This is a genomic window from Kluyvera genomosp. 2 (genome assembly GCF_036759865.1).
Lineage (GTDB): Bacteria > Pseudomonadota > Gammaproteobacteria > Enterobacterales > Enterobacteriaceae > Kluyvera > Kluyvera ascorbata_B.
This window is the reverse complement of the sequence record NZ_JAPKIA010000011.1, coordinates 126,306-150,032: the sequence shown is the minus strand read 5'-3', so window position 1 is coordinate 150,032 and position 23,727 is coordinate 126,306. Positions and strand designations below refer to the sequence as shown.

The following is a 23,727-nucleotide window of genomic DNA, read 5'->3' as shown; positions in this document are numbered from 1 at the left end:
TCAACTGCCTATTCAGGGATATACCATGACAATAGACAACCCGTTGATCTCTATCTATATGCCGACCTGGAACCGACAGCAGCTGGCGATTCGCGCCATCAAATCTGTTCTCCGCCAGGACTACCCCCATTGGGAAATGATTATCGTCGATGATTGTTCCAGCCAGTATGAGCAGCTCCAGCAATACGTTGACGGGCTAAACGATAGCCGCGTGCAGTATACGCGTAACGCTATTAACAGCGGCGCCTGCGCGGTGCGCAATCAGGCAATTTTGCAGGCCAAAGGGCAGTTTATTACCGGCATCGATGACGACGATGAGTGGACGCCGAACCGACTGTCGCTGTTCCTTGAGCATAAGCATCAGCTGATGAATCACGCGTTTTTATATGCCAATGACTACGTCTGCGAAGGCGAAGTTTACTCGCAGCCTGCCAGCCTGCCGCTGTACCCCAAGTCGCCGTTCTCCCGTCATCTGTTCTACAAGCGCAACATCGTCGGTAATCAGGTGTTTAGCTGGGCCTGGCGTTTTAAAGAGAGCCTTTTTGATACCGAACTCAAGGCGGCGCAGGACTATGACATCTTTCTGCGCATGGTCATGGCCTACGGCGAGCCGTGGAAAATTGAAGCGGCAACGCAGATTTTGCACATTAATCACGGCGAAATGCAGATTACCTCATCGCCGAAGAAGTTCTCGGGCTACTTCCGTTTCTACCGCAAACACAAAGCCAGGTTTGACCGCGCCAGCAAGAAATATCAGCTGTTTACGCTGTATCAGATTCGTAATAAACGCATGACATGGAAAACGTTTTTGACGCTGCTGTCGGTACGTAACGGAAAGCGCTGGGTTGACGGACTGCGGAGTAAATAATGCTACTGGAAGATTTACGCGCAAACGGCTGGAGCCTGCGCCCGTGCGGCATGGTTATCGCCTATCGCATCGCCCACTTTTGCTCGGTGTGGCGCAAAAAAAACATCCTCAACAACCTGTGGGCCGCGCCGGTGCTGGTGCTGTATCGGCTGATAACCGAATGTGTGTTTGGTTACGAAATTCAGGCGGCAGCGACCATCGGCCGACGTTTCACCATCCACCATGGCTACGCGGTGGTTATCAATAAAAACGTCGTGGCCGGCGACGATTTCACCATCCGCCATGGCGTCACCCTCGGCAATCGAGGTCCGGGAAGCCTGGCCTGTCCGACGCTCGGCAACGGCGTCGAGCTGGGGGCCAACGTGGTCATCATTGGTGGCATCACCGTTGGCAATCACGTCACTATTGGCGCGGGGAGCGTCGTGCTGGACGACATTCCCGACCACGCGCTGGTTACCGGCGAAAAAGCGCGAGTCAAGGTCATCAAATGAAAATTATGCAATTTAACGTCCGCCTGGCCGAAGGCGGTGCGGCGGGCGTAGCGCTGGATTTGCATCAGCGCGCGCTGCGCCAGGGGCTGGCGTCGAAATTTATCTACGGTTACGGCAAGGGCGGCAAAAAGAGCGTGAGCCACGATTGTTATCCGCAGGTGGTCAAGCAGACCGGGCGACTAACGTCGATGGCGAACCTGGCGCTGTTCCGTTTGTTTAACCGCGATCTGTTCGGCAACCTGAACAATCTGTATCGCCAGGTGAGCGAAATCGAAGGGCCGGTGGTGCTGCATTTTCACGTGATGCACAGCTACTGGCTGAATCTGGCGGAGGTGGTGAACTTCTGCACCCGGTTGAGGGCGCATAAACGCGATGTCACGCTTATCTGGACGTTGCACGATCACTGGAGCGTTACGGGGCGCTGCGCGTTTACCGATGGTTGTGATGGCTGGAAAACCGGCTGTCAGAAGTGCCCGACGCTCGGCAACTATCCGCCGGTGAAGGTCGACCGTGCGCATCAGCAGGTAGAGGAAAAACGCCGGCTATTCCGCCAGATGCTGGCGCTCGGCTGCCGCTTTATTTCACCCAGCCAGCACGTTGCCGATGCATTTAACGGCCTCTACGGTATCGGGCGCTGCCAGATTATTAATAACGGTATCGATGTTGCCACTGAGGCCGTTCTGGCCGAGCTGACGCCGGTAAAACGCCATTCATCGCGTCCTAAAATCGCCGTGGTGGCCCACGATCTGCGTTATGACGGTAAAACGAACCAGCAGCTGGTGCGTGACATCATCGCCCTTGGCGACAAGGTCGAGGTGCATACCTTCGGCAAATTCTCGCCGTTTTCCGGCAGTAACGTGGTGAACCACGGCTTTCTGACCGATAAGCGTCAGCTAATGAGTGAACTGAATCCACTGGACGCACTGCTGTTCAGTTCGCGGGTGGATAACTACCCGCTGATTCTGTGCGAAGCACTGTCCATCGGCGTGCCGGTGATTGCCACCCACAGCGAGGCGGCAAAAGAGGTGCTGGCGAAATCCGGTGGCCGAACGGTGGATGAGACCGACGTACTGACGCTGGTGCAGCAGCCGAAAGCGGAGATCGCCGAATCCATCTTTGGCACGTCACTGGAAAACTTTAGCGCGCGCAGCCGCAAGGCCTATAGCGGACAACAGATGCTGGAGGAATATGTCTCGTTCTATCAGAGTCTGTAGCTATCTGCTGCTGCCGCTTATTTACTTGCTGGTCAACGTCAAGCTGGCGCAGCTCGGGGAAAGTTTCCCGATTACCATCGTGACCTTTCTGCCGGCGCTGCTGCTGCTGTTTGTTGAGCGCATCAATCTCAAAAAGCTGATGATTGCCCTTGGTATCGGCGTCGCGCTCACGCTGTTCAACTACGCCTTTGGCCAATCGCTGGATCCCGGTAAGTACGTCACGTCGACGATGCTGTTTGTCTATATCGTGATTATCATCGGTATGGTCTGGAGCATTCGCTTTAAAACCATTTCACCGCATAACCACCGCAAAATTCTGCGCTTCTTTTACGTGGTGATTACCCTGGTGGTGATGCTGGCGGCGCTGGAGATGGCGCAGATTATTTTAACCGGCGGCAGCAGCCTGATTGCGACAATTTCCAAATATCTTATTTACAGCAATAGCTATGTTCTGAATTTTATCAAATTCGGCGGAAAGCGAACCACTGCGCTATATTTTGAACCCGCATTCTTCGCTCTGGCATTAATCTCAATTTGGCTCTGCATCAAACAGTTTGGTATCAAAACGCCAAAGTCTGATGCTATGATTCTGGCAGGGATAATTCTTTCCGGGTCCTTTTCAGGGGTAATGACATTTATTCTGTTTTACCTGCTTGAGTGGGCTTTTCAGTATCTGAACAAAGAGGCGATTAAGAAAAAGTTACCGCTGGCGATTATCTCATTAGGGGCGTTTTTTATCGGCCTGGTATTTGCGTTCCCGTATCTTGCGGAACGTATTGGCGATTTGGGTACGGAAGGCTCATCGTCATATTATCGTATTATAGGTCCGCTGGTGATGGTCGGCTATTCATTAACCAGCGTTGATGGGGTTGTGCGTTTTGGTTCACTTTACGAATATGTGGCATCATTCGGAATATTTAACGGTGCGGATGTCGGTAAAACCATAGACAATGGTTTGTATCTGTTAATGATTTATTTTTCCTGGTTTGCTGTGGTATTAACTGCCGGTTATCTATATTACGTCTTTAAAATGTTCATTAACGCATTTGGGAATAATCGTAATTTTTCTGTGCAGCTGTATCTTTTTACGCCGATATCGTTGTTTTTTACCGGTTCGATATTTAGCCCGGAATATGCATTTTTAATTGTTTGTCCTTTTATTCTGCGTAAAGCGCTGAATATTGCCGACAGTCGATGAGGTGAAACATGTTGTTGAGCGTGGTAACCGTGGCGTTTCGTAACGTAGACGGAGTGGTCAAAACCTGGCGTTCGCTGGCGCATCTGGCGAACGATCCGAGCCTCACCTTTGAGTGGATTGTCGTCGACGGCGGCTCACAGGACGGGACGGCGGAATTTCTTGAGAAACGCAATGGCCAGTACCGATTACGCTACGTCAGCGAGCCGGATAAAGGGCTGTACGATGCGATGAATAAAGGCATCCGCATGGCGCAGGGCAAGTTTGTTCTGTTCCTGAACTCCGGCGACAGTTTCCATCCTGACGTTTCGCAGTTTGTCCGCCAGCTGCGCGCTAAAAACGATGATGCGATGTACCTCGGCGACGCGATGCTGGACTTCGGCGACGGTCATCGTATCCGGCGCAGCGCAAAGCGCGGCTGGTACATTTATCACAGCCTACCGGCGAGCCATCAGGCGATTTTCTTCCCGCTGCGTGGCTTACAACATTATCCGTACGATGTGCAGTACCGCGTTTCTTCTGACTATGCGCTGGCTGCCCGGATGTATAAATCAGGCTATACCTTTAAGCGTATTAAAGGGCTGGTGTCCGAATTTTCCATGGGCGGTGTTTCCACCACGAATAATATGCAACTGTGCCAGGATGCCAAAAAGGTACAGCGCGATATATTGCGAATGCCGACGCTGTTGACGGAATTATCATATTTATTACGCCTGCGCACGACCGGTAAAACCAAAGCCTTATATCACAAAGCATAAGGGGTCAGGATGCAGGAATTATCAGGATTTTCAGTACCGAAAGGTTTTCGCGGTGCCGGGGGCATTAAAGTTCAAATCTGGTGGGCGGTGCAGGCAACATTATTTGCGTGGTCGCCACAGATTCTGTATCGCTGGCGTGCATTTTTATTACGCCTGTTTGGCGCGAAAATAGGAAAAAACGTAGTGATTCGCCCGTCGGTGAAAATTACCTATCCGTGGAAATTAACCATTGGTGATTACGCCTGGGTGGGGGATGACGCGGTGTTATATACCCTTGGGAACATTACCCTTGGGGCGAATTCGGTCGTATCGCAAAAATGTTATTTATGCACCGGCAGTCATGATTATCAAAGCGCGCATTTTGATATTAACGCTGCGCCAATTGTGGTCGGTGAAAAATGCTGGCTGGCAACGGATGTTTTTGTCGCACCCGGTATAACGATTGGCCATGGCACGATCGTCGGTGCCCGCAGCAGTGTATTTAAATCGCTACCGGCAAATACGATTTGCCGTGGCAATCCCGCAGTGGTTACGCGTGAGCGCGTAGAGAAAGTGAATCCCTAAACGGGACAAATTGAGGAAAATAGCATGTCAAAAGTTGCACTTATTACCGGCGTAACGGGGCAAGACGGTTCTTATCTGGCGGAACTGCTGCTGGAGAAAGGCTATGAAGTTCACGGGATCAAGCGCCGTGCTTCCTCCTTTAATACCGAACGTGTCGATCACATCTATCAGGATCCGCACAGCAGTAATCCGAAGTTCCATCTGCACTACGGCGATTTAACCGACAGCTCCAACCTGACGCGTATTTTGCAAGAAGTACAGCCGGATGAAGTCTATAACCTCGGGGCGATGAGCCACGTCGCCGTGTCGTTCGAGTCTCCGGAATATACTGCCGATGTGGATGCCATGGGAACGCTGCGCCTGCTGGAGGCGATTCGCTTCCTGGGGCTGGAGAAGAAAACCCGTTTCTATCAGGCGTCAACCTCTGAGCTGTATGGCCTGGTGCAGGAAATTCCGCAGAAAGAGACCACGCCGTTTTATCCGCGCTCGCCGTATGCCGTGGCCAAACTGTATGCCTACTGGATCACCGTCAACTACCGTGAATCCTACGGCATGTACGCCTGTAACGGCATTCTGTTTAACCATGAATCTTCGCGCCGCGGCGAAACCTTCGTCACCCGCAAAATCACCCGCGCGATTGCCAACATTGCTCAGGGTCTGGAGAAGTGTCTGTACCTCGGCAACATGGATTCCCTGCGTGACTGGGGCCACGCGAAAGACTACGTCAAAATGCAGTGGATGATGCTGCAGCAGGACCATCCGGAAGATTTCGTGATTGCCACCGGCGTGCAGTATTCGGTACGTCAGTTTGTCGAAATGGCGGCGGCTCAGCTGGGCATCAAACTGCGCTTCGAAGGGAAGGGCGTTGAAGAGAAAGGCATCGTGGTTTCCGTGACTGGCCATGATGCGCCGGGCGTGAAGCCGGGTGATGTGATGGTGGCGGTCGATCCACGCTACTTCCGTCCGGCGGAAGTGGAAACCCTGCTCGGCGACCCAACCAAAGCGCATGAGAAGCTGGGCTGGAAGCCGGAAACGACCGTGCAGGAAATGGTGTCTGAAATGGTGGCTAAGGATCTTGAGGCGGCGAAGAAATACTCACTCTTAAAGTCACATGGTTATGACGTTGCGATTGCGGTAGGGAGCTGATTATGAATAAGAAACGTGTTTATATCGCTGGTCATCGCGGCATGGTGGGATCTGCTATTTATCGACAACTTTCTGAACGTGAAGATATAGAGCTTGTTGTACGCAGTCGTGAGCAACTTAATCTATTGGATACCCGCGCTGTGAATGAGTTTTTCGCGAGCGAACAGTTGGATGAAATATACCTTGCAGCGGCAAAGGTGGGTGGGATTATGGCTAATAATACTTATCCGTCAGATTTCATCTATGAAAATATGATGATGGAAAATAATATTATCCATGCGGCGCATAGTTTTAATGTTCAGAAACTTCTTTTTCTTGGTTCTTCATGTATTTATCCTAAATTTGCGGAGCAGCCGATCAAGGAGAGCGAACTTCTACAAGGAACGTTAGAACCCACAAATGAGCCTTATGCAATTGCTAAAATTGCCGGGATAAAATTATGTGAATCATACAATCGCCAATATGGTCGAGATTATCGCTCGGTGATGCCAACAAATCTGTATGGGCAAAATGATAACTTCCACTTACATAATTCTCATGTGATTCCTGCACTATTACGTCGTTTTCATGACGCGGTGTACCGTAACGATAAGACCGTGGTGGTTTGGGGAAGTGGAAAACCAATGCGTGAATTTTTGCATGTTGACGATATGGCGGCAGCAAGTATTCACGTTATGGAACTTGATGATGAAGTTTGGCAGGAACAAACAAATCCGATGTTGTCACATGTAAATGTTGGCACTGGCGAAGATTGTACGATCCGCGAACTCGCGGACACCATTGCGAAAGTAGTAGGATTTCAAGGTGAAATTAAATTTGATCCTTCTAAGCCTGATGGCACGCCACGTAAACTACTTGATGTTAGCCGTCTTAGAAAATTGGGTTGGCATCATGAGATTGCTCTTGAACAGGGGCTCATCTTAACCTACCGATGGTTCCTTGATAATCAGCATCAATTCAGGGGGGAGTAATGTTTCTTAATCCAGAAGAGTTTTCACAGGTTGTCAGAAAAACCCCTCTTATTTCAATTGATTTTATTCTTGAAAATGAACAAGGAGAATTTCTTGTTGGCCGAAGAAAAAATAGACCTGCTCAAGGGTATTGGTTTGTTCCTGGCGGTAGAGTGTTAAAAGATGAAGATCTAAGTTTTGCCTTCACTCGTCTTGCCGAAGAGGAATTAAATCAAAGATTTTCTATTTTAGATGGAAATTTTTTTGGGGTATGGCAGCATTTTTATAATGATAATTTTTCTTCTTCTGAGTTTACTACTCATTATATTGTGCTTGGCTTTCGTCTTAAAATTAATACCGGACAGAGGTACTTTCCGTCGGGTCAGCATGATTCATGGCGGTGGATGACTGCCGCAGAGTTGCTTACCGATGAGAACGTTCATGAGAATACGCGGGCCTATTTTGATAAAAATCTTCAGCATCAGGTATTTGGACTATGAAGATTCTTGTGTATGGCATCAATTATTCACCGGAACTTACTGGGATCGGCAAGTATACCGGGGAGATGGTCGAATGGATGGTAAATAAAGGGCATGATGTACGTGTTATTACAGCCCCGCCTTATTATCCAGAGTGGCGTGTACATCAGGCGTATTCTTCATGGCAGTATCGTCGCGAGGAAGGCGATTCTATTGTCTGGAGATGCCCGATTTATGTCCCGAAAAAGCTAACAATGCTGAAGCGGATGTTACATCTCAGCAGTTTTGCAGTAAGCAGCATCTTCCCATTACTGGCACAACGAGGCTGGAAACCTGACTTGATTATCGGCGTCATACCAACGTTGTTTTGTACTCCGGGGATGCGTCTTCTGGCTAAGCTAACGGGCGCGAAAACCTTATTACATATTCAGGATTATGAGGTTGACGCGATGATCGGACTGCGATTTTCAGGAAAGAGAAAGACAGGAAATATGGCACGTCTTGCCAGCGCGTTTGAACGTACTGGTTTACTTGGCGTCGATTATATTTCAACTATCTCTCATGCCATGATGAGAAAGGCACAAGATAAAGGTGTGCCGCAAGACAAAATCATTTTCTTTCCTAATTGGACTGAGGTTTCGCGCTTCCGTCAGGTTTGTTCAACCGATATTGAATCAATGAGGCAACAGCTTAATCTTCCAAAAAATAAAAAGATAATTCTTTATTCTGGAAATATCGGCGAAAAACAGGGTATGGAAATTATCGTTGAGGCTGCTGCGCGTAAGCTGGATACACCGTGGGTATTTGTTATTGTTGGTGAAGGAGGCGGTAAAAATAAAATTGAAAAAATGGTTGCTGATCGTGAATTGACAAATGTTAAATTCTATCCGCTACAACCTTATGAATTTTTACCCGCATTACTTAAAATGGCGGATTGCCATTTGATTATTCAGCGGCGAGGTGCTGCTGATGCCGTGTTACCTTCGAAATTGACCAATATTTTAGCTGTTGGCGGTAATTCTGTGATTACTGCAGAATCAGACACTGAACTTGGACTCCTTTGTCAAAAACATCCCGGTATTGCGGTGTGCGTAGAACCAGAATCCGTTGACGCGTTGATCCACGGTATCGAATTGGCATTGAAATACCCTGTAAATAATACTGTCGCTCAAGCCTATGCAGAGAATGCCTTCGATAAGGAAAGCATTCTTAATAAATTTATTTCGGATATGCAGGAATGATTATGAATCAGAATAAACTTTATCCAATTATCATTGCTGGTGGTTCCGGGAGTCGATTATGGCCATTATCCAGAACGCTATATCCCAAGCAATTTTTAAGCATTAATGGCGAGGGGTCTATGCTTCAATCGACGATCGGTCGACTGCATGGATTAGACTGCGTACCACCGTTTGTTATTTGTAATGAAAAACACCGTTTTATTGCTGCGGAGCAATTACAGAATGTAGGCCAATTAACCGGAAATGTGATTCTTGAGCCAGCAGCTCGTAATACTGCTCCAGCTATTGCTTTAGCCGCATTGATAGCGTGTAAAAACGAACCTGACCATAACCCATTGCTGCTTGTTCTTGCAGCAGACCATGTTGTGGAGGAACGAAAAGCATTTCAGGACGCAGTGAACTCTGCAATTCCATTGGCTGAAAATGGTAAATTAGTTACCTTTGGCATAGTTCCAGATGCCCCTGAAACAGGATATGGATATATTCTTCGTGGCGATGTTAATAGTACAGAAATAAACGTGGATTCTGTAGCGTTTGATGTTGCGGCTTTTGTTGAAAAACCCGATCAGAAAACGGCAGAAAGATACCTGTCAAGTGGAAATTACTATTGGAATAGCGGTATGTTTTTATTCCAGGCCAGGCGTTATCTGGAGGAGTTGGAAAAATATCGACCGGATATTTTACAGGCATGCCAGGAGGCCGTGGCTAACGCCGAAATTGATAATGACTTTATCCGCGTGGATAAAATGGCTTTTGAGATGTGCCCTGATGAATCAATCGATTATGCCGTTATGGAAAAAACGAGTGATGCTGTGGTGTTGCCTATGAACGTGGGATGGAGCGATGTCGGCTCATGGTCGTCCCTTTGGGCAATTAGCCATCATGACTCTGAGGGCAATGTCCAGCACGGCGATGTGATCAGCCATAACACCGAAAATAGCTATGTATATGCTGAGTCTGGTTTGGTAACGACCGTAGGGGTGAAAGATCTCATTGTTGTACAAACGAAAGATGCCGTATTGATTGCCAACAAAAGCGAAGTTCAGGATGTAAAAAAGATCGTTGAAAGAATCAAAGCTGAAGGCAGAAATGAGCATCATATTCACCGTGAGGTTTATCGCCCTTGGGGCAAATATGACTCGATAGATGATGGAAATCGCTACCAGGTTAAACGAATCACAGTTAAACCTGGAAGTGGCTTTGAAATGCGGATGCATCATCATCGTGCAGAGCATTGGATTATTGTGGCGGGTACAGCAGAGGTAACTATTAATAGTAGTACCCATTTATTATGTGAGAACCAATCTATTTATATCCCACAGGGAACGGCTCATTGTCTTCTTAATCCGGGTAAAGTACCCCTTGAAATGATTGAAGTTCGTTCAGGAACATATCTTGAAGAAGATGATATTGTAAGATTTTCCACGAGTGATTATCTGTAATTAAATTTGATTAAATAGTTTTTCATCTTCTCCAGAATAGTTAATTAAGTTTATGTCCATTTATACGGTTGGACAGGTGCTCTATTACCTACAAAAGGTACAACATGAAAAAATTAACCTGTTTTAAAGCCTACGACATCCGCGGCAAGCTTGGCGAAGAGCTGAATGAAGACATCGCCTGGCGCATTGGTCGCGCCTACGGTGAATACCTGAAACCGCAAACGATCGTGCTGGGCGGTGACGTGCGCCTGACCAGCGAAGCGCTGAAGCTGGCGCTGGCTAACGGCCTGCGTGATGCGGGCGTCGACGTGCTGGATATTGGCCTGTCCGGCACCGAAGAGATTTACTTTGCCACCTTCCACCTTGGCATTGACGGCGGCATTGAAGTCACCGCCAGCCATAACCCTATGGATTACAACGGGATGAAGCTGGTGCGCGAGGGCGCGCGCCCGATCAGCGGAGATACCGGCCTGCGCAACGTGCAGCGCCTGGCGGAGGCCAACGACTTTCCGCCAGTGAACCCTGCCGCGCGTGGCAGCTATCGCAAAATCGATCTGCGGGATGCCTACATTGATCACCTGCTGGGCTATATCGACGTTAAGAATCTCACCCCGCTCAAGCTGGTGGTGAATTCCGGCAACGGTGCGGCGGGCCCGGTGATTGATGCGCTGGAGGCGCGCTTCGCTGCACTCAACGTGCCGGTAAGCCTGATAAAAGTACACAACACGCCGGATGGCACCTTCCCGCACGGCATTCCTAATCCACTGCTGCCGGAATGCCGCGCCGATACCCGCGAGGCGGTGATTAAGTACGGCGCCGATATGGGCATCGCTTTTGACGGTGATTTCGACCGCTGCTTCCTGTTTGACGAAAAAGGGCAGTTTATTGAGGGCTATTACATTGTTGGCCTGCTGGCGGAAGCGTTTCTGGAGAAGCACCCCGGCGCACGGATCATTCACGACCCGCGACTGTCGTGGAACACCGTGGATGTGGTCACGGCGGCGGGCGGTACGCCGGTCATGTCGAAGACCGGCCACGCCTTTATTAAAGAACGCATGCGACAGGACGACGCAGTGTACGGCGGTGAGATGAGCGCCCATCACTACTTCCGCGACTTTGCCTACTGCGACAGCGGCATGATCCCATGGCTGCTGGTGAGCGAGCTGCTGTGCCTGAAGGGCAAAACCCTCGGCGAGCTGGTACGCGATCGCATGGCGGCGTTTCCGGCCAGCGGTGAAATCAACAGCCAACTGGTGGCACCGTCGGAAGCCATCGCCCGCGTCGAAGCGCATTTTGCCGGCAGCGCGCTGGAAATTGACCGCACCGACGGTATCAGCCTGGCGTTTGCCGACTGGCGCTTCAACCTGCGCTCCTCCAACACCGAGCCGGTGGTGCGCCTGAACGTGGAGTCCCGCGGGAATACGCCGCTGATGCAGGCGCGAACGCAGGACATTCTGGCGCTGCTTAATCAGTAATTATTGCCCCTCACTCCGACCCTCTCCCCAATGGGGCGAAGGAGAAAGCCGACTATTCCTTCTCCCTTTTGGGGAGAGGAGCAGGGTGAGGGGAAAATGACGAATAGGACCAACGATGACGACTCTAAAAAAGCGCGAACGAGCTAAAACGAATGCATCGTTAATCTCCATGGTGCAGCGTTTTTCTGACATCACCATCATGCTGGGTGGCCTGTGGCTGGTGTGCAAAGCCGTCGCGCTGCCGTTTTTGTACCTGCATCTGCTGATGGCGCTGGTGACGCTGGTCGTTTTCCAGATGATTGGCGGCATTACCGATTTCTACCGTTCGTGGCGCGGCGTGCGCATGACGACCGAACTGCTGCTGCTGCTGCAAAACTGGACGCTGAGTCTGGTGTTTGCCGCCGGGCTGCTGGCCTTTAACGATGATTTTAATACCAACTTCGGCATGTGGCTGGCGTGGTACCTGCTGAGCACTATTGGCATGCTGGCCAGCCGGGTGTTTATTCGCTACGGCGCGGGGGTGCTACGCCACCGTGGCTATAACACCCGCTATGTCGCGGTGGCGGGCGATCTGCCGGAAGGGCAGGCGCTGCTGGAGAGCTTCCGCAATCAGCCGTGGCTGGGCTACGAGGTGATTGGCAGCTATTACGATGCGAAGCCGGGCGGCGTAAATGCCGACTGGATGGGCAACCTGGCGCAGCTGCGCGACGACGCGCGTAGCGGCAAAATCCACAACGTTTATATCTCGATGGCGATGCAGGAAGAGTGCCAGATTAAGCATCTGGTGCGCGATCTGGCCGATACCACCTGCTCAGTGCTGCTGATCCCCGACGTCTTTACCTTCAACATTCTGCATTCACGGGTTGAGGTGGTGAACGGTATTCCGCTGGTACCGCTGTATGACACGCCGCTGTCCGGCGTGAACCGCCTCATCAAGCGGCTGGAGGATATTGTCCTGGCGCTGTGCATTCTGCTGCTGATTTCGCCCGCGCTGGCCTGCATTGCGCTGGCGGTGAAGCTGAGCTCGCCGGGGCCGATTATCTTCCGCCAGACTCGCTACGGCATGGACGGTAAGCCCATCAAAGTGTGGAAGTTTCGCTCCATGCGGGTGATGGAGAACGACAAGGTGGTTAAGCAGGCGACGCAAAACGACCCGCGCGTGACCCGCGTAGGCAACTTCCTGCGCCGTACTTCGCTGGATGAACTGCCGCAGTTTATCAACGTACTCACCGGCGGTATGTCCATCGTTGGCCCACGCCCACACGCGGTGGCGCATAACGAGCAGTACCGTCAGCTGATTGAAGGCTACATGCTGCGCCACAAAGTGAAGCCCGGCATTACCGGTTGGGCGCAGATCAACGGCTGGCGCGGGGAAACCGATACCCTGGAAAAAATGGAAAAACGGGTGGAGTTCGACCTTGAATACATCCGCGAGTGGAGCCTGTGGCTCGATATCAGGATTGTTTTCCTGACGGTGTTTAAAGGCTTTGTCAACAAAGCTGCCTATTGAGGACGTGACATGAGCCTGAGACAGAAAACCCTCAACGGCGCGAAGTGGTCGGCGATGGCGACGGTGGTGATTATTGGCCTGGGGCTGGCGCAGATGACCGTGCTGGCACGCTTGTTCGATGGCCACCAGTTTGGCCTGCTGACCGTGTCGCTGGTGATTATCGCACTGGCGGACACGCTGTCGGATTTTGGCATTGCCAACTCGATTATTCAGCGCAAGGAAATCAGTCAGCTTGAGTTGACGACGCTCTACTGGCTGAACGTGGGGCTGGGGATTGTTGTGTTTGTGGCGGTATTTCTGTTAAGCGATACCATCGCCCGCCTGCTGCATAACCCGGACCTGGCACCGTTGATTAAGACGCTGTCGCTGGCGTTTGTGGTGATCCCCCACGGGCAGCAGTTCCGCGCGTTGATGCAAAAAGAGCTGGAGTTCAACAAAATTGGCTCCATTGAGACGGCGGCGGTGCTGTCTGGCTTTACCTTTACGGTCGTTAGCGCCTGTTTCTGGCCGCTGGCGATGACGGCGATCCTGGGTTACCTGGTGAACAGCGCCGTACGTACACTGCTGTTTGGCTATTTTGGCCGCAAAATCTACCGCCCGGGCCTGCATTTTTCGCTGGCCTCGGTGATGCCGAACCTGCGTTTTGGCGCGTGGCTGACGGCTGACAGCATCATCAACTACGTCAACACTAACCTTTCGACGTTGACCCTGGCGCGTATTCTCGGCGCCAGCGTCGCGGGGGGCTATAACCTGGCGTACAACGTGGCGGTGGTGCCGCCGATGAAGCTCAATCCGATCATCACCCGCGTGCTGTTCCCGGCATTTGCCAAGATTCAGGACGATACCGATAAGCTGCGGGTGAACTTCTACAAGCTGCTGTCGGTGGTGGGGATTATCAACTTCCCGGCGCTGCTGGGGCTGATGGTGGTCAGCAATAACTTTGTGCCGCTGGTGTTTGGTGAGAAATGGGCGCACATCGTGCCCATCCTTCAACTGCTGTGCATAGTGGGGCTGCTGCGCTCGGTGGGGAATCCTATTGGTTCGCTGTTGATGGCAAAAGCGCGGGTAGACATCAGCTTTAAATTCAACATCTTCAAAACCTTCCTGTTTATTCCCGCGGTGATTATCGGCGGCCAGCTTGGCGGCGCCATGGGGGTGACGCTCGGCTTCCTGCTGGTACAAATCATCAATACCATCCTCAGCTACTTCGTGATGATTAAACCGGTGCTGGGGCCGGGATACCGGGATTACCTGCTGAGCCTGTGGCTACCGTTCCGCCTCTCTTTGCCAACGCTGATAACCAGCTATGCGGTGGGCCGGGGGCTTGAGGGCAGCGTTTCGCTTTCGGCGCTGCTGGCCTTACAGGTGCTGGCGGGCGTGGCGAGCTTCGTGCTGGTCATCATGCTGTCGCGTGACAGCTTGTTGCTTGAACTTAAAAGACCGCTCTGTCGGAGCGGAAAACTGAAAACGTTATTACGCGTTCCTGATTGATTTGCTTGAACCCCTTTTGATGAGGCCATGATGAAATTACTTATTTTGGGAAACCACACCTGCGGCAACCGTGGCGATAGCGCCATTATGCGTGGCCTGCTTGACGCCATACTTCGCCAGCAACCGGACGTGGAGATGGACGTGATGAGCCGTTTCCCGATCAGTTCCTCCTGGCTGCAAGGGCGTGAGATTATCGCTGACCCGCTGTATCAGCTGAGCCAGAAGCAGCAGGCGGTGGGGGGCATGAGCGGACGGGTGAAGAAGGTGCTGCGCCGTCGTTTCCAGCACAAGATCCTGCTGGCGAAGGTGACAGGTGAAGGTAAGCTGCGCAATTTTGAGATTGCCCCGGAGTTCCATGAGTTTGTGCGTTTCCTTGACAACTATGACGCCATTATCCAGGTGGGCGGGTCGAACTATGTCGACCTCTACGGGCTGACCCACTTTGAGTACCCGCTGTGCGCGTTTATGGCAAACAAACCCATCTATATGATTGGCCACAGCGTCGGCCCTTTCCAGAATCCGGACTTTAACCAACTGGCGAACTATGTTTTTGGCCGCACCAATGCGCTGATCCTGCGTGAGACGGTAAGCCGGGAGCTGATGGCTAAAGCACAGATTGATACCCGCAAAGTGGAGCAGGGCGTAGACACCGCCTGGCTGGTGGAACATCGCAATGACAGCTTTACGCCAGACTATGCGGTGCAGCACTGGCTGAACCTGACCGCTCAGCGTAAAACCGTGGCGATTACCCTGCGCGAACTTGAGCCATTTGATAAGCGTCTGGGCACCACCCAACAGGCCTATGAGAAAGCGTTCGCCGAGGTGGTAAACCGGATAATCGCCGATGGCTATCAGGTGCTGGCGCTCTCGACCTGTACCAGTATCGACCGCTACAACCGCGATGATCGCATGGTTGCATTGCGTATGGCGCAGTACGTGAACAACCGTGAGCACTTCCATATTGCGATGGATGAACTGAACGATGTGGAAATCGGCAAGATCCTGGCTTCCTGCGAACTGACCATCGGTACCCGTCTGCATTCGGCGATTATTTCGATGAACTTTGGCACGCCGGCGATTGCGATTAACTACGAGCACAAATCCGCCGGGATTATGCAGCAGCTAGGCATGCCGGAGATGGCTATTGATATTCGTCATCTGCTGGATGGATCCATGCAGGGCGTGGTGGCTGACATGCTGAACCAGCTTCCGGCGCTGGGCGAGAAAGTTACTGCGGCGGTGGAAGGCGAGCGGCAGAAAGGCTTTGCGATGATTGAGTCCGTGCTCAACCGTATCCGGGAGGGCCGATGAAAGTCAGCTTCTTCCTGCTGAAATTCCCCCTCTCGTCAGAGACGTTTGTCTTAAACCAGATCGTGGCTTTTATTGAGATGGGCTATGAGGTGGAGATCGTCGCCTTGCAAAAAGGCGACCTGAATAATACGCATGCTGCCTACACCCAGTATCGGCTGGCGGACAAAGTCCGCTGGCTACAGGATGAGCCGCCGACGGCGCGCGAGAAACTGTGTTACCGGGCGTGCGGCACTCTGCGAGGGCTGCATCGCCCTGCCGTATGGCGGGCGTTAAATGTGCGTCGGTATGGGCAGGAAGCGCGCAATCTGATTCTTTCTTCTATATGTAGCCGCACGCCGCAGCCGTATATCGCTGATGTGTTTATCGCACATTTTGGTCCTGCGGGCGTCACGGCGGCGAAGCTACGTGAACTGGGCGTCATTCGCGGCAAGATCGCTACCGTGTTTCACGGCATTGATATTTCGAGCCGTGAGGTTTTAAACCATTACGCCGGCGAGTATCAGCAGCTGTTTCGCCGCGGCGACATGATGCTGCCCATCAGCCAGCTGTGGGCGGAGCGCCTGCGGGCGATGGGCTGCCCGGAGGAGAAAATCAGCGTTTCGCGGATGGGCGTCAATATGGATCGCTTTTCGCTAAGGCCGCTGAAAGCACCGGATGAGCGCCTGCAGATTATCTCTGTCGCCCGCTTAACCGAGAAAAAGGGGCTGCACGTGGCGATTGAAGCCTGCCGCCAGCTTAAAGCGCGCGGCGTGAATTTTCGCTACTGCATTCTGGGCATCGGGCCGTGGGAGCGGCGTCTGCGCACTTTAATCGAGCAGTACCAGCTGGAAGACCGGGTTGAGATGCCCGGGTTCAAGCCAAGCCATGAGGTTAAAGCGATGCTGGATGCCGCGGATGTCTTTCTGCTGCCTTCGGTGACCGGTGCTGACGGCGACATGGAGGGTATTCCGGTGGCGCTGATGGAGGCAATGGCGGTGGGCATCCCGGTGTTGTCGACTGAACACAGCGGTATCCCGGAGCTGATTGATTCCGGCAATTCCGGCTGGCTGGTGGCGGAGAATGATGCGCAGGCGCTGGCCGATAAACTGCAGGCGTTAGGGCATATGGATACCCATAGCCTTCAGCCGGTGCTGACGCGCGCGCGGGCTAAAGTGGAAACTGAATTTAACCAGCAGGTTATCAACCGGCAGCTTGCCAGCCTGCTGCATACGCTTTGTTGAGGAGGGGCGATGCATACCTTAACCCGACGTTATTTTTTGACCGCAGGCGCAACGCTTGCCGCAGCGCTGCCGGTGCTCTCGGGGAAGAGCGCCCGGGCGGCTGAGAAGCGCACTACGGCGGATATTCGCGACTTTGTGCATGACGGTGACTGGATCCGCGCGTTTAACGCGGCTTTCAGCGCCGCCGATATCGTCAGCGTTCCTTCAGAGGTTGTCTGCGATAACATTAATACGGCGATAACTTTGCCGCCGGGGAAGACGCTGGCCATTGCCGGCGCGCTGAAGGGCAATGGGCGAGGGCGCTTTATCCTGCAAAAAGGCTGCCAGGTGATCGGCAGCGGCGAGGCGAGTCTTTATAACATCACGCTGGATATCCGCGGCGGCGATTGCACCGTTGCCGGGCTTACGATGAGCGGCTATGGGCCGGTAGCGCAGATTTTTATTGGCGGCAAAGAGAAAAACATGCTGCGCAACCTGACGCTCACCCGCCTGACCATCACGCGGGCTAATTACGGCATCCTGCGCCAGGGCTACCATAACCAGTGGCTGGATGTGAACATCACCCATTGCCGCTTTAGCTACTTACAGGGCGATGCCATTGAGTGGAATGTGGCGATCAACGACCGCAATATCCTCATTTCCGATCACGTGATTGACCATATCGACTGTACCAACGGCAAGGTGAACTGGGGTATTGGCATTGGTCTTGCTGGCAGCACCTACGACAACGGCTATCCGGAAGAGCAGGCGGTGAAGAACTTTGTCGTCGCCAACATCACCGGCAGCCACTGTCGCCAGCTGATACACGTCGAAAACGGTAAGCATTTTATTATTCGCAACGTGAAGGCCAGCAATATTACGCCAGACTTCAGTAAGCAGGCGGGAATAGATAACGCCACGGTGGCGATCTATGGATGTGATAATTTCGTTATTGATGGTGTTGATATGGTTAATAGCGCGGGAATGCTAATTGGCTATGGTGTTATCAAAGGTAACTATTTGTCGATACCACAAAACTTCCGCTTGAATAATATACAGCTGGACAACAGTCTGCTGGCTAACAACCTGCGGGGCATACAAATCTCTTCAGGCAATAACCCCTCGTTCGTCTCTCTCACCAATCTGACCATGAAACGCGCGTCGCTGGAGATTCACAACAAACCTCAGCATATTTTCCTGCGTAATATCAATGTGATGCAGGACTCAAAGCGCGGGCCGGCGCTGAGGCTCAACTTTGACTTACGTCAGGATGTGCGAGGGAAATTTATGGCGAAGCAGGATACGCTGCTGTCACTGGCCCACATCAATGCCGTTAACGAGAAGGGGCAGCCGTCGGCGGATATAGACCTTATCGACCAGCATGTTGTCAACACCGAGCGGCTGAATTTCGCACTGCCGCGCCGTTGAACGCCTTAATCCACTGAATTCTCAGATTACATCCAGGGATCTTCCCTACCCAAATCAGTACTATGACAAAACAGAGTGGATTAAACATGTTTAATCGCTATAATTCATCAACCGAATATAGGTGGACAAGATAATGGTTAATTTGAAAGCAGTCATTCCGGTAGCGGGATTGGGTATGAATATGCTACCCGCCACGAAGGCCATCCCTAAAGAGATGCTGCCGATTGTCGATAAACCGATGATACAGTACATCGTCGACGAAGTGGTTGCTGCAGGGATCAAAGAAATCGTTCTGGTCACACATGCATCGAAAAACTCGGTGGAAAACCACTTCGACACCTCGTATGAACTGGAAGCCCTGCTCGAGCAGCGCGTTAAGCGCCAGCTGCTGGCTGAAGTTCAGTCTATCTGTCCTCCTGGCGTGACTATTATGAACGTTCGTCAGGCACAGCCGCTGGGCCTGGGCCACTCTATCCTTTGTGCGCACCCGATTGTCGGGGACAATCCGTTTGTGGTTGTGCTGCCGGATATCGTGCTGGATAGCGCGAGCGCAGATCCGCTTCGCTATAACCTCGCCGCGATGGTCGCGCGTTTTAACGAGACCGGGCGTAGCCAGGTGCTGGCAAAACGCATGCCGGGCGATCTCTCTGAGTATTCTGTGATCAAAACGAAAGATCCGCTGGAGTCAGAGGGTAAAGTTAGCCGTATCGTTGATTTTATTGAAAAACCCGATCAGCCGCAGGAGCTGGACTCCGATCTGATGGCCGTGGGCCGCTATGTGCTGTCTGCCGATATCTGGCCGGAGCTGGCGAAGACCGTTCCGGGGGCGTGGGGCCGTATTCAACTGACGGACGCTATCGCCGAGCTGGCGAAGAAACAGTCTGTTGATGCCATGCTGATGACGGGCGAGAGCTACGACTGCGGCAAGAAGATGGGGTATATGCAGGCGTTTGTGCAGTATGGGCTGCGGAATTTGAAGGAAGGGGCGAAGTTCAGGAAGTCGATTGAGGCTTTACTCGTGAAATAAGATGCCTCGAAGGTAAAATTAGCTGCGAATAAAAATAACGGTGGTGGACATTCGTAGCCAGATTCTAATTAGCAAGGGATGTAACTGCCGTTTTTAATTAGTAACAAGCAAATCATGTTAGTTTGTCATTTAATGACGTAAGTTGACGACATTTCATACAAAATCAGATGACAATCAACGACGTATTTTAGCTTAGTGATAAAATCGTCAGAGTTACAATACATTTCAAAAATTCTAGTGTTCTGGTAGCTGTTGAGCCAGGGGCGGTAGCGTGCCCATTTCTCGTGAGCTGCAGTTCAGATAGCTGTGAAATATTAAGGAATTAAAATGTTACTTCCAGTGATTATGGCCGGTGGTACCGGTAGTCGTTTGTGGCCGATGTCACGAGAGCTGTACCCGAAGCAGTTTCTGCGCTTGTACGGAAAACAATCAATGCTTCAGGAAACGGTACTCCGCCTGGACGATGTTGATGCCCTGGAACCTGTGGTTATCTGTAACGAAGAACACCGTTTTCTGGTGGCAGAGCAGTTACGACAACTCAATAAGTTATCGCAGAATATCATCTTAGAACCTGTGGGTAGAAATACAGCACCGGCAATCGCATTAGCCGCGTTGAATGCAATTACGACAAATGAGGATCCAATACTCCTGGTTTTAGCTGCCGATCACATCATTAATAATAAAGCAGCGTTTCATCAGGCGGTTGAATCAGCATTAACATTCGCTAATCGTGGACAACTAGTGACGTTTGGTATTGTACCGACTGGCGCTGAAACCGGTTATGGATACATCCAGCGTGGCCAGCAAGAAGTCATTAATAATGATGTAGCGTACCAGGTTAGTCGTTTTGTTGAAAAACCCAATAAAGAAACCGCTGAAGAATACGTTGCCTCAGGGGAATATTATTGGAACAGTGGTATGTTTATGTTCCGCGCCAAACGCTATCTCGAAGAACTAGAGAAGTTCCGCCCTGACATTCTTAATGCTTGCAAAGCGGCAATTAAGAAAGGAAAGGATGGCGATGAGTTTATCAAAATTGATAAAGAGCTTTTTATTGCGTGCCCTGATGATTCGATCGATTACGCCGTAATGGAAAAAACGACCGATGCAGTTGTTGTCGGTTTGGATGCTGAATGGAGTGATGTTGGTTCCTGGTCCGCACTTTGGGAAGTGAGTCCTAAGGATAGTAAGGGAAATGTACTTACAGGTGACACATATCTTCATAATGCGAATAACTGCTACATCAATACTGATGAAAAACTCGTTGCAGCTGTAGGTGTAGATAATCTGGTTATCATAAATACAAAAGATGCAGTGTTAGTTGTAGATAAAAATCAGGTTCAGGATGTTAAAAAAGTTGTTGAGTATTTAAAAGCGAATTGCCGTAGTGAATATAAACGCCACCGTGAAATTTATCGCCCATGGGGACGGTGCGATGTCGTTGTTCAGACCGAGCGTTTTAATGTAAACCGAATTACGGTCAAACCCGGTGCGGCTTTTTCGATGCAAATGCACCACCATCGTACCGAACACTGGGTCGTATTATCCGGGACCGGTGAAGTTACAATTAAAGACCAAAAATTCTTGTTAACTGAAAACCAGTCCACCTTTATTCCTATTGGGGCACACCATCGTCTCGAGAATCCAGGCAAAATACCATTAGAATTACTCGAAATTCAGTCTGGTTCTTATTTGGGCGATGATGACATTATTCGTATTAAAGACCAATATGGTCGTTGCTAATATTTTAAGGTAATTGAGGTTTATGTCTACATTAACTTGTTTTAAAGCCTATGACATCCGTGGAAAATTAGGTGAAGAATTAAATGAAGATATTGCATATCGTATTGGTCGTGCATACGGTGAATTTTTAAAGCCAAAAACTATTGTTGTTGGTGGCGATGTGCGTTTAACCAGCGAAAGTCTTAAAACCGCACTGGCGAACGGCCTGATGGATGCGGGTACGGATGTAATTGATATCGGCTTAAGTGGTACTGAGGAGATATATTTTGCAACCTTCCATCTGGGCATCGATGGTGGTATTGAGGTCACTGCAAGCCATAATCCAATGGATTACAATGGAATGAAACTTGTTCGTGAAAACGCAAAACCAATCAGTGGAGATACTGGCCTGCGCGATGTACAGCGTCTCGCTGAGGCTAATAATTTCTCTGAAGTGATACCTCATCAGCGTGGCAGCTATAAGCACATCTCAATTCTGGATGCATATGTTGATCACTTAATGGGTTACATTGATTTTGCAAATTTCACTCGCCCAATGAAACTAGTGGTCAATTCCGGAAACGGAGCAGCAGGTCATGTTATTGATGCAATTGAAAAACGCTTCAATGATGCCAGGATTCCCGTAACCTTTATTAAGGTCCACCATCAGCCCGATGGTACTTTCCCTAATGGAATACCTAACCCTCTCTTACCTGAATGTCGACAGGATACCTCTGATGCAGTGAAAGATAATAATGCTGATTTTGGTATTGCATTTGATGGTGATTTCGATCGTTGCTTCCTGTTTGACGGTGAAGGCCAATTTATTGAAGGTTACTATATTGTTGGTTTATTAGGAGAAGCTTTCTTAAAAAAAGAACCCGGGGCTAAGATAATTCATGACCCACGTCTAACATGGAATACAATTGATATTGTTAAGAAGGCTGGTGGTATTCCTGTAATGTCGAAAACTGGTCACGCATTTATTAAAGAACGCATGCGCAAAGAGGATGCAATTTATGGAGGTGAAATGAGTGCTCATCATTACTTCCGCGATTTTGCGTATTGCGACAGTGGCATGATTCCATGGTTACTAGTTGCTGAAATGTTGTGTGTCATGAATCAGTCTTTGTCAGATTTAGTATCTTCACGCATGCAGGCATTTCCTGCATCTGGTGAGATCAATCGCAAACTCGAAAACGCAGATCGTGTTATTGATCTTATCCGACAGAAATATGAACCAAATTCCATCGTTGTTGATACTACTGATGGCGTAAGCATTGAATACAATGATTGGCGTTTTAATGTCCGAACGTCAAACACAGAGCCAGTGGTTAGGCTTAATGTAGAATCGAAAGCGGATGCACAATTGATGCAAACCAAAACTAATGAAATACTAACATTATTGAGCGAGTGATCTGTGACATCAATGTTTTCCGCAATCTATCGATATCGCGGCTTTATTATTGATAGCATAAAAAGGGATTTTCAATCTCGCTATCAAACCAGTTTTTTAGGTGCTGCATGGTTAGTTTTACAACCAATTGCAATGATATCGGTATATACACTTATATTTTCAGAATTGATGAGGGCAAAATTTTCAGGAGGAGGAGGGCAGTATGCATATAGCATATACCTTTGCTCAGGAGTTTTGACATGGGGACTTTTTTCCGAAACTTTAACAAATTTAGTTAATGTATTCATCAATAATTCGAATATTTTAAAGAAAATAAATTTTCCAAAAATATGTTTGCCTATTATTGTTTCAGCATCTGCATTTCTAAATTTTCTAATTATATTCTCTTTATTTCTTATTTTCTTGGTTGCTACAGGTAGTTTTCCCGGCTGGGTGATACTATCAATCATCCCTGTCCTATTTATACAGATGATTTTCACTGTAGGTTTAGGCATGTTATTGGGGGTGATGAATGTCTTTGTTCGTGATATTGGGCAGTTTATTATTATACTAACACAATTCTGGTTTTGGTTTACTCCTATTGTTTATGTAAGTAATATCATACCAGATTGGGCAAGGAAATTATTAATCCTGAACCCAATGGCTGTTCTAATCGAAGCCTATCAACAAATTCTTCTTTTTCAGCAACAACCTGATTGGCTAAAAATACTTCCTGTTGGAGTTGTCTCTGCGTTAATTTTTATATTTGCATGGAAGATTTTTAGAAAACATTCGGCTGATATTGTTGACGAGATTTGAC

Annotated in this window: 21 protein-coding genes; all 21 read left to right on the top strand. The window is 50.0% G+C overall.

Annotation, left to right across the window (positions count from 1 at the left end; all coding sequences use genetic code 11):
- Positions 1-25: 25 nt before the first annotated feature.
- The 21 genes from wcaA (at position 26) to V6942_RS13790 (ending at position 23,726) form a co-directional block, all read left to right on the top strand.
- A complete protein-coding gene (wcaA, locus tag V6942_RS13890) occupies positions 26-868 on the top strand; it encodes a colanic acid biosynthesis glycosyltransferase WcaA (RefSeq protein WP_333501375.1) in 843 nt (280 codons plus the stop codon).
- Positions 868-1,359, top strand: a complete 492-nt coding sequence (gene wcaB, locus V6942_RS13885; RefSeq protein WP_106929519.1) for a colanic acid biosynthesis acetyltransferase WcaB — start codon at positions 868-870, stop codon at positions 1,357-1,359. The genes wcaA and wcaB overlap by 1 nt, the downstream gene beginning before the upstream one ends.
- A complete protein-coding gene (wcaC, locus tag V6942_RS13880; protein ID WP_333501374.1) occupies positions 1,356-2,573 on the top strand; it encodes a colanic acid biosynthesis glycosyltransferase WcaC in 1,218 nt (405 codons plus the stop codon). The genes wcaB and wcaC overlap by 4 nt, the downstream gene beginning before the upstream one ends.
- Positions 2,548-3,771, top strand: coding sequence for a colanic acid polymerase WcaD (gene wcaD / locus V6942_RS13875; protein ID WP_333501373.1), 1,224 nt, complete (start codon positions 2,548-2,550; stop codon positions 3,769-3,771). Before wcaC ends, wcaD begins: the two co-directional genes overlap by 26 nt.
- An 8-nt stretch (positions 3,772-3,779) precedes the next feature.
- Complete coding sequence (gene wcaE, locus V6942_RS13870) at positions 3,780-4,526, top strand: colanic acid biosynthesis glycosyltransferase WcaE (RefSeq protein WP_182930342.1); 747 nt, start codon at positions 3,780-3,782, stop codon at positions 4,524-4,526.
- Positions 4,527-4,535: 9 nt separating this feature from the next.
- The gene (gene wcaF / locus V6942_RS13865; RefSeq protein ID WP_106929527.1) at positions 4,536-5,090 is read left to right on the top strand and encodes a colanic acid biosynthesis acetyltransferase WcaF; all 555 of its coding nucleotides are present in this window, start codon (positions 4,536-4,538) and stop codon (positions 5,088-5,090) included.
- A gap of 24 nt (positions 5,091-5,114) precedes the next feature.
- The gene (gmd, locus tag V6942_RS13860) at positions 5,115-6,236 is read left to right on the top strand and encodes a GDP-mannose 4,6-dehydratase (protein ID WP_106929528.1); all 1,122 of its coding nucleotides are present in this window, start codon (positions 5,115-5,117) and stop codon (positions 6,234-6,236) included.
- Between the two features lie 2 nt (positions 6,237-6,238).
- Positions 6,239-7,207, top strand: coding sequence for a GDP-L-fucose synthase (gene fcl, locus V6942_RS13855; RefSeq protein ID WP_106929530.1), 969 nt, complete (start codon positions 6,239-6,241; stop codon positions 7,205-7,207).
- On the top strand, positions 7,207-7,686 hold the full coding sequence (locus tag V6942_RS13850; RefSeq protein ID WP_182930345.1) for a GDP-mannose mannosyl hydrolase: 480 nt from the start codon (positions 7,207-7,209) through the stop codon (positions 7,684-7,686). The genes fcl and V6942_RS13850 overlap by 1 nt, the downstream gene beginning before the upstream one ends.
- Positions 7,683-8,906, top strand: coding sequence for a WcaI family glycosyltransferase (locus V6942_RS13845; protein WP_106929534.1), 1,224 nt, complete (start codon positions 7,683-7,685; stop codon positions 8,904-8,906). The genes V6942_RS13850 and V6942_RS13845 overlap by 4 nt, the downstream gene beginning before the upstream one ends.
- A 2-nt stretch (positions 8,907-8,908) precedes the next feature.
- The gene (locus V6942_RS13840) at positions 8,909-10,348 is read left to right on the top strand and encodes a mannose-1-phosphate guanylyltransferase/mannose-6-phosphate isomerase (RefSeq protein WP_106929536.1); all 1,440 of its coding nucleotides are present in this window, start codon (positions 8,909-8,911) and stop codon (positions 10,346-10,348) included.
- 104 nt (positions 10,349-10,452) lie between these two features.
- Positions 10,453-11,823, top strand: coding sequence for a colanic acid biosynthesis phosphomannomutase CpsG (cpsG, locus tag V6942_RS13835; RefSeq protein WP_106929538.1), 1,371 nt, complete (start codon positions 10,453-10,455; stop codon positions 11,821-11,823).
- Between the two features lie 115 nt (positions 11,824-11,938).
- On the top strand, positions 11,939-13,333 hold the full coding sequence (gene wcaJ / locus V6942_RS13830; RefSeq protein ID WP_106929540.1) for an undecaprenyl-phosphate glucose phosphotransferase: 1,395 nt from the start codon (positions 11,939-11,941) through the stop codon (positions 13,331-13,333).
- A 9-nt stretch (positions 13,334-13,342) separates the two neighbouring features.
- On the top strand, positions 13,343-14,824 hold the full coding sequence (locus V6942_RS13825; protein ID WP_333501372.1) for an MOP flippase family protein: 1,482 nt from the start codon (positions 13,343-13,345) through the stop codon (positions 14,822-14,824).
- Between the two features lie 30 nt (positions 14,825-14,854).
- Positions 14,855-16,135: a colanic acid biosynthesis pyruvyl transferase WcaK gene (gene wcaK / locus V6942_RS13820; protein WP_106929544.1), complete on the top strand. Its 1,281-nt coding sequence runs from the start codon at positions 14,855-14,857 to the stop codon at positions 16,133-16,135.
- Complete coding sequence (gene wcaL, locus V6942_RS13815) at positions 16,132-17,355, top strand: colanic acid biosynthesis glycosyltransferase WcaL (RefSeq protein WP_333501371.1); 1,224 nt, start codon at positions 16,132-16,134, stop codon at positions 17,353-17,355. Before wcaK ends, wcaL begins: the two co-directional genes overlap by 4 nt.
- 9 nt (positions 17,356-17,364) lie before the next feature.
- The gene (gene wcaM, locus V6942_RS13810; RefSeq protein ID WP_333501370.1) at positions 17,365-18,762 is read left to right on the top strand and encodes a colanic acid biosynthesis protein WcaM; all 1,398 of its coding nucleotides are present in this window, start codon (positions 17,365-17,367) and stop codon (positions 18,760-18,762) included.
- Between the two features lie 133 nt (positions 18,763-18,895).
- Positions 18,896-19,789, top strand: a complete 894-nt coding sequence (gene galF, locus V6942_RS13805) for a UTP--glucose-1-phosphate uridylyltransferase GalF (RefSeq protein WP_106929550.1) — start codon at positions 18,896-18,898, stop codon at positions 19,787-19,789.
- A 327-nt stretch (positions 19,790-20,116) separates the two neighbouring features.
- Positions 20,117-21,532 (top strand): mannose-1-phosphate guanylyltransferase/mannose-6-phosphate isomerase, encoded by a 1,416-nt coding sequence (locus tag V6942_RS13800; RefSeq protein WP_106929552.1) that lies wholly within the window; start codon positions 20,117-20,119, stop codon positions 21,530-21,532.
- Positions 21,533-21,554: 22 nt separating this feature from the next.
- A complete protein-coding gene (gene cpsG / locus V6942_RS13795) occupies positions 21,555-22,928 on the top strand; it encodes a phosphomannomutase CpsG (protein ID WP_106929554.1) in 1,374 nt (457 codons plus the stop codon).
- Positions 22,929-22,940: 12 nt separating this feature from the next.
- Positions 22,941-23,726: an ABC transporter permease gene (locus tag V6942_RS13790; RefSeq protein WP_106929556.1), complete on the top strand. Its 786-nt coding sequence runs from the start codon at positions 22,941-22,943 to the stop codon at positions 23,724-23,726.
- The last annotated feature ends 1 nt before the right edge of the window (position 23,727 follow it).

Excerpts from the sequence above, each read along its gene's own strand:
- V6942_RS13825 (WP_333501372.1), top strand. The coding sequence starts at position 13,343 with ATGAGCCTGAGACAGAAAACCCTCAACGGCGCGAAGTGGTCGGCGATG.
- V6942_RS13800 (WP_106929552.1), top strand. The coding sequence starts at position 20,117 with ATGTTACTTCCAGTGATTATGGCCGGTGGTACCGGTAGTCGTTTGTGG.
- V6942_RS13790 (WP_106929556.1), top strand. The coding sequence starts at position 22,941 with ATGTTTTCCGCAATCTATCGATATCGCGGCTTTATTATTGATAGCATA.
- wcaL (WP_333501371.1), top strand. The coding sequence starts at position 16,132 with ATGAAAGTCAGCTTCTTCCTGCTGAAATTCCCCCTCTCGTCAGAGACG.
- galF (WP_106929550.1), top strand. The coding sequence starts at position 18,896 with ATGGTTAATTTGAAAGCAGTCATTCCGGTAGCGGGATTGGGTATGAAT.
- wcaA (WP_333501375.1), top strand. The coding sequence starts at position 26 with ATGACAATAGACAACCCGTTGATCTCTATCTATATGCCGACCTGGAAC.
- wcaD (WP_333501373.1), top strand. The coding sequence starts at position 2,548 with ATGTCTCGTTCTATCAGAGTCTGTAGCTATCTGCTGCTGCCGCTTATT.
- wcaB (WP_106929519.1), top strand. The coding sequence starts at position 868 with ATGCTACTGGAAGATTTACGCGCAAACGGCTGGAGCCTGCGCCCGTGC.
- wcaM (WP_333501370.1), top strand. The coding sequence starts at position 17,365 with ATGCATACCTTAACCCGACGTTATTTTTTGACCGCAGGCGCAACGCTT.
- wcaC (WP_333501374.1), top strand. The coding sequence starts at position 1,356 with ATGAAAATTATGCAATTTAACGTCCGCCTGGCCGAAGGCGGTGCGGCG.
- cpsG (WP_106929538.1), top strand. The coding sequence starts at position 10,453 with ATGAAAAAATTAACCTGTTTTAAAGCCTACGACATCCGCGGCAAGCTT.
- cpsG (WP_106929554.1), top strand. The coding sequence starts at position 21,555 with ATGTCTACATTAACTTGTTTTAAAGCCTATGACATCCGTGGAAAATTA.
- V6942_RS13845 (WP_106929534.1), top strand. The coding sequence starts at position 7,683 with ATGAAGATTCTTGTGTATGGCATCAATTATTCACCGGAACTTACTGGG.
- wcaF (WP_106929527.1), top strand. The coding sequence starts at position 4,536 with ATGCAGGAATTATCAGGATTTTCAGTACCGAAAGGTTTTCGCGGTGCC.
- V6942_RS13850 (WP_182930345.1), top strand. The coding sequence starts at position 7,207 with ATGTTTCTTAATCCAGAAGAGTTTTCACAGGTTGTCAGAAAAACCCCT.
- fcl (WP_106929530.1), top strand. The coding sequence starts at position 6,239 with ATGAATAAGAAACGTGTTTATATCGCTGGTCATCGCGGCATGGTGGGA.
- gmd (WP_106929528.1), top strand. The coding sequence starts at position 5,115 with ATGTCAAAAGTTGCACTTATTACCGGCGTAACGGGGCAAGACGGTTCT.
- wcaE (WP_182930342.1), top strand. The coding sequence starts at position 3,780 with ATGTTGTTGAGCGTGGTAACCGTGGCGTTTCGTAACGTAGACGGAGTG.
- V6942_RS13840 (WP_106929536.1), top strand. The coding sequence starts at position 8,909 with ATGAATCAGAATAAACTTTATCCAATTATCATTGCTGGTGGTTCCGGG.
- wcaK (WP_106929544.1), top strand. The coding sequence starts at position 14,855 with ATGAAATTACTTATTTTGGGAAACCACACCTGCGGCAACCGTGGCGAT.
- wcaJ (WP_106929540.1), top strand. The coding sequence starts at position 11,939 with ATGACGACTCTAAAAAAGCGCGAACGAGCTAAAACGAATGCATCGTTA.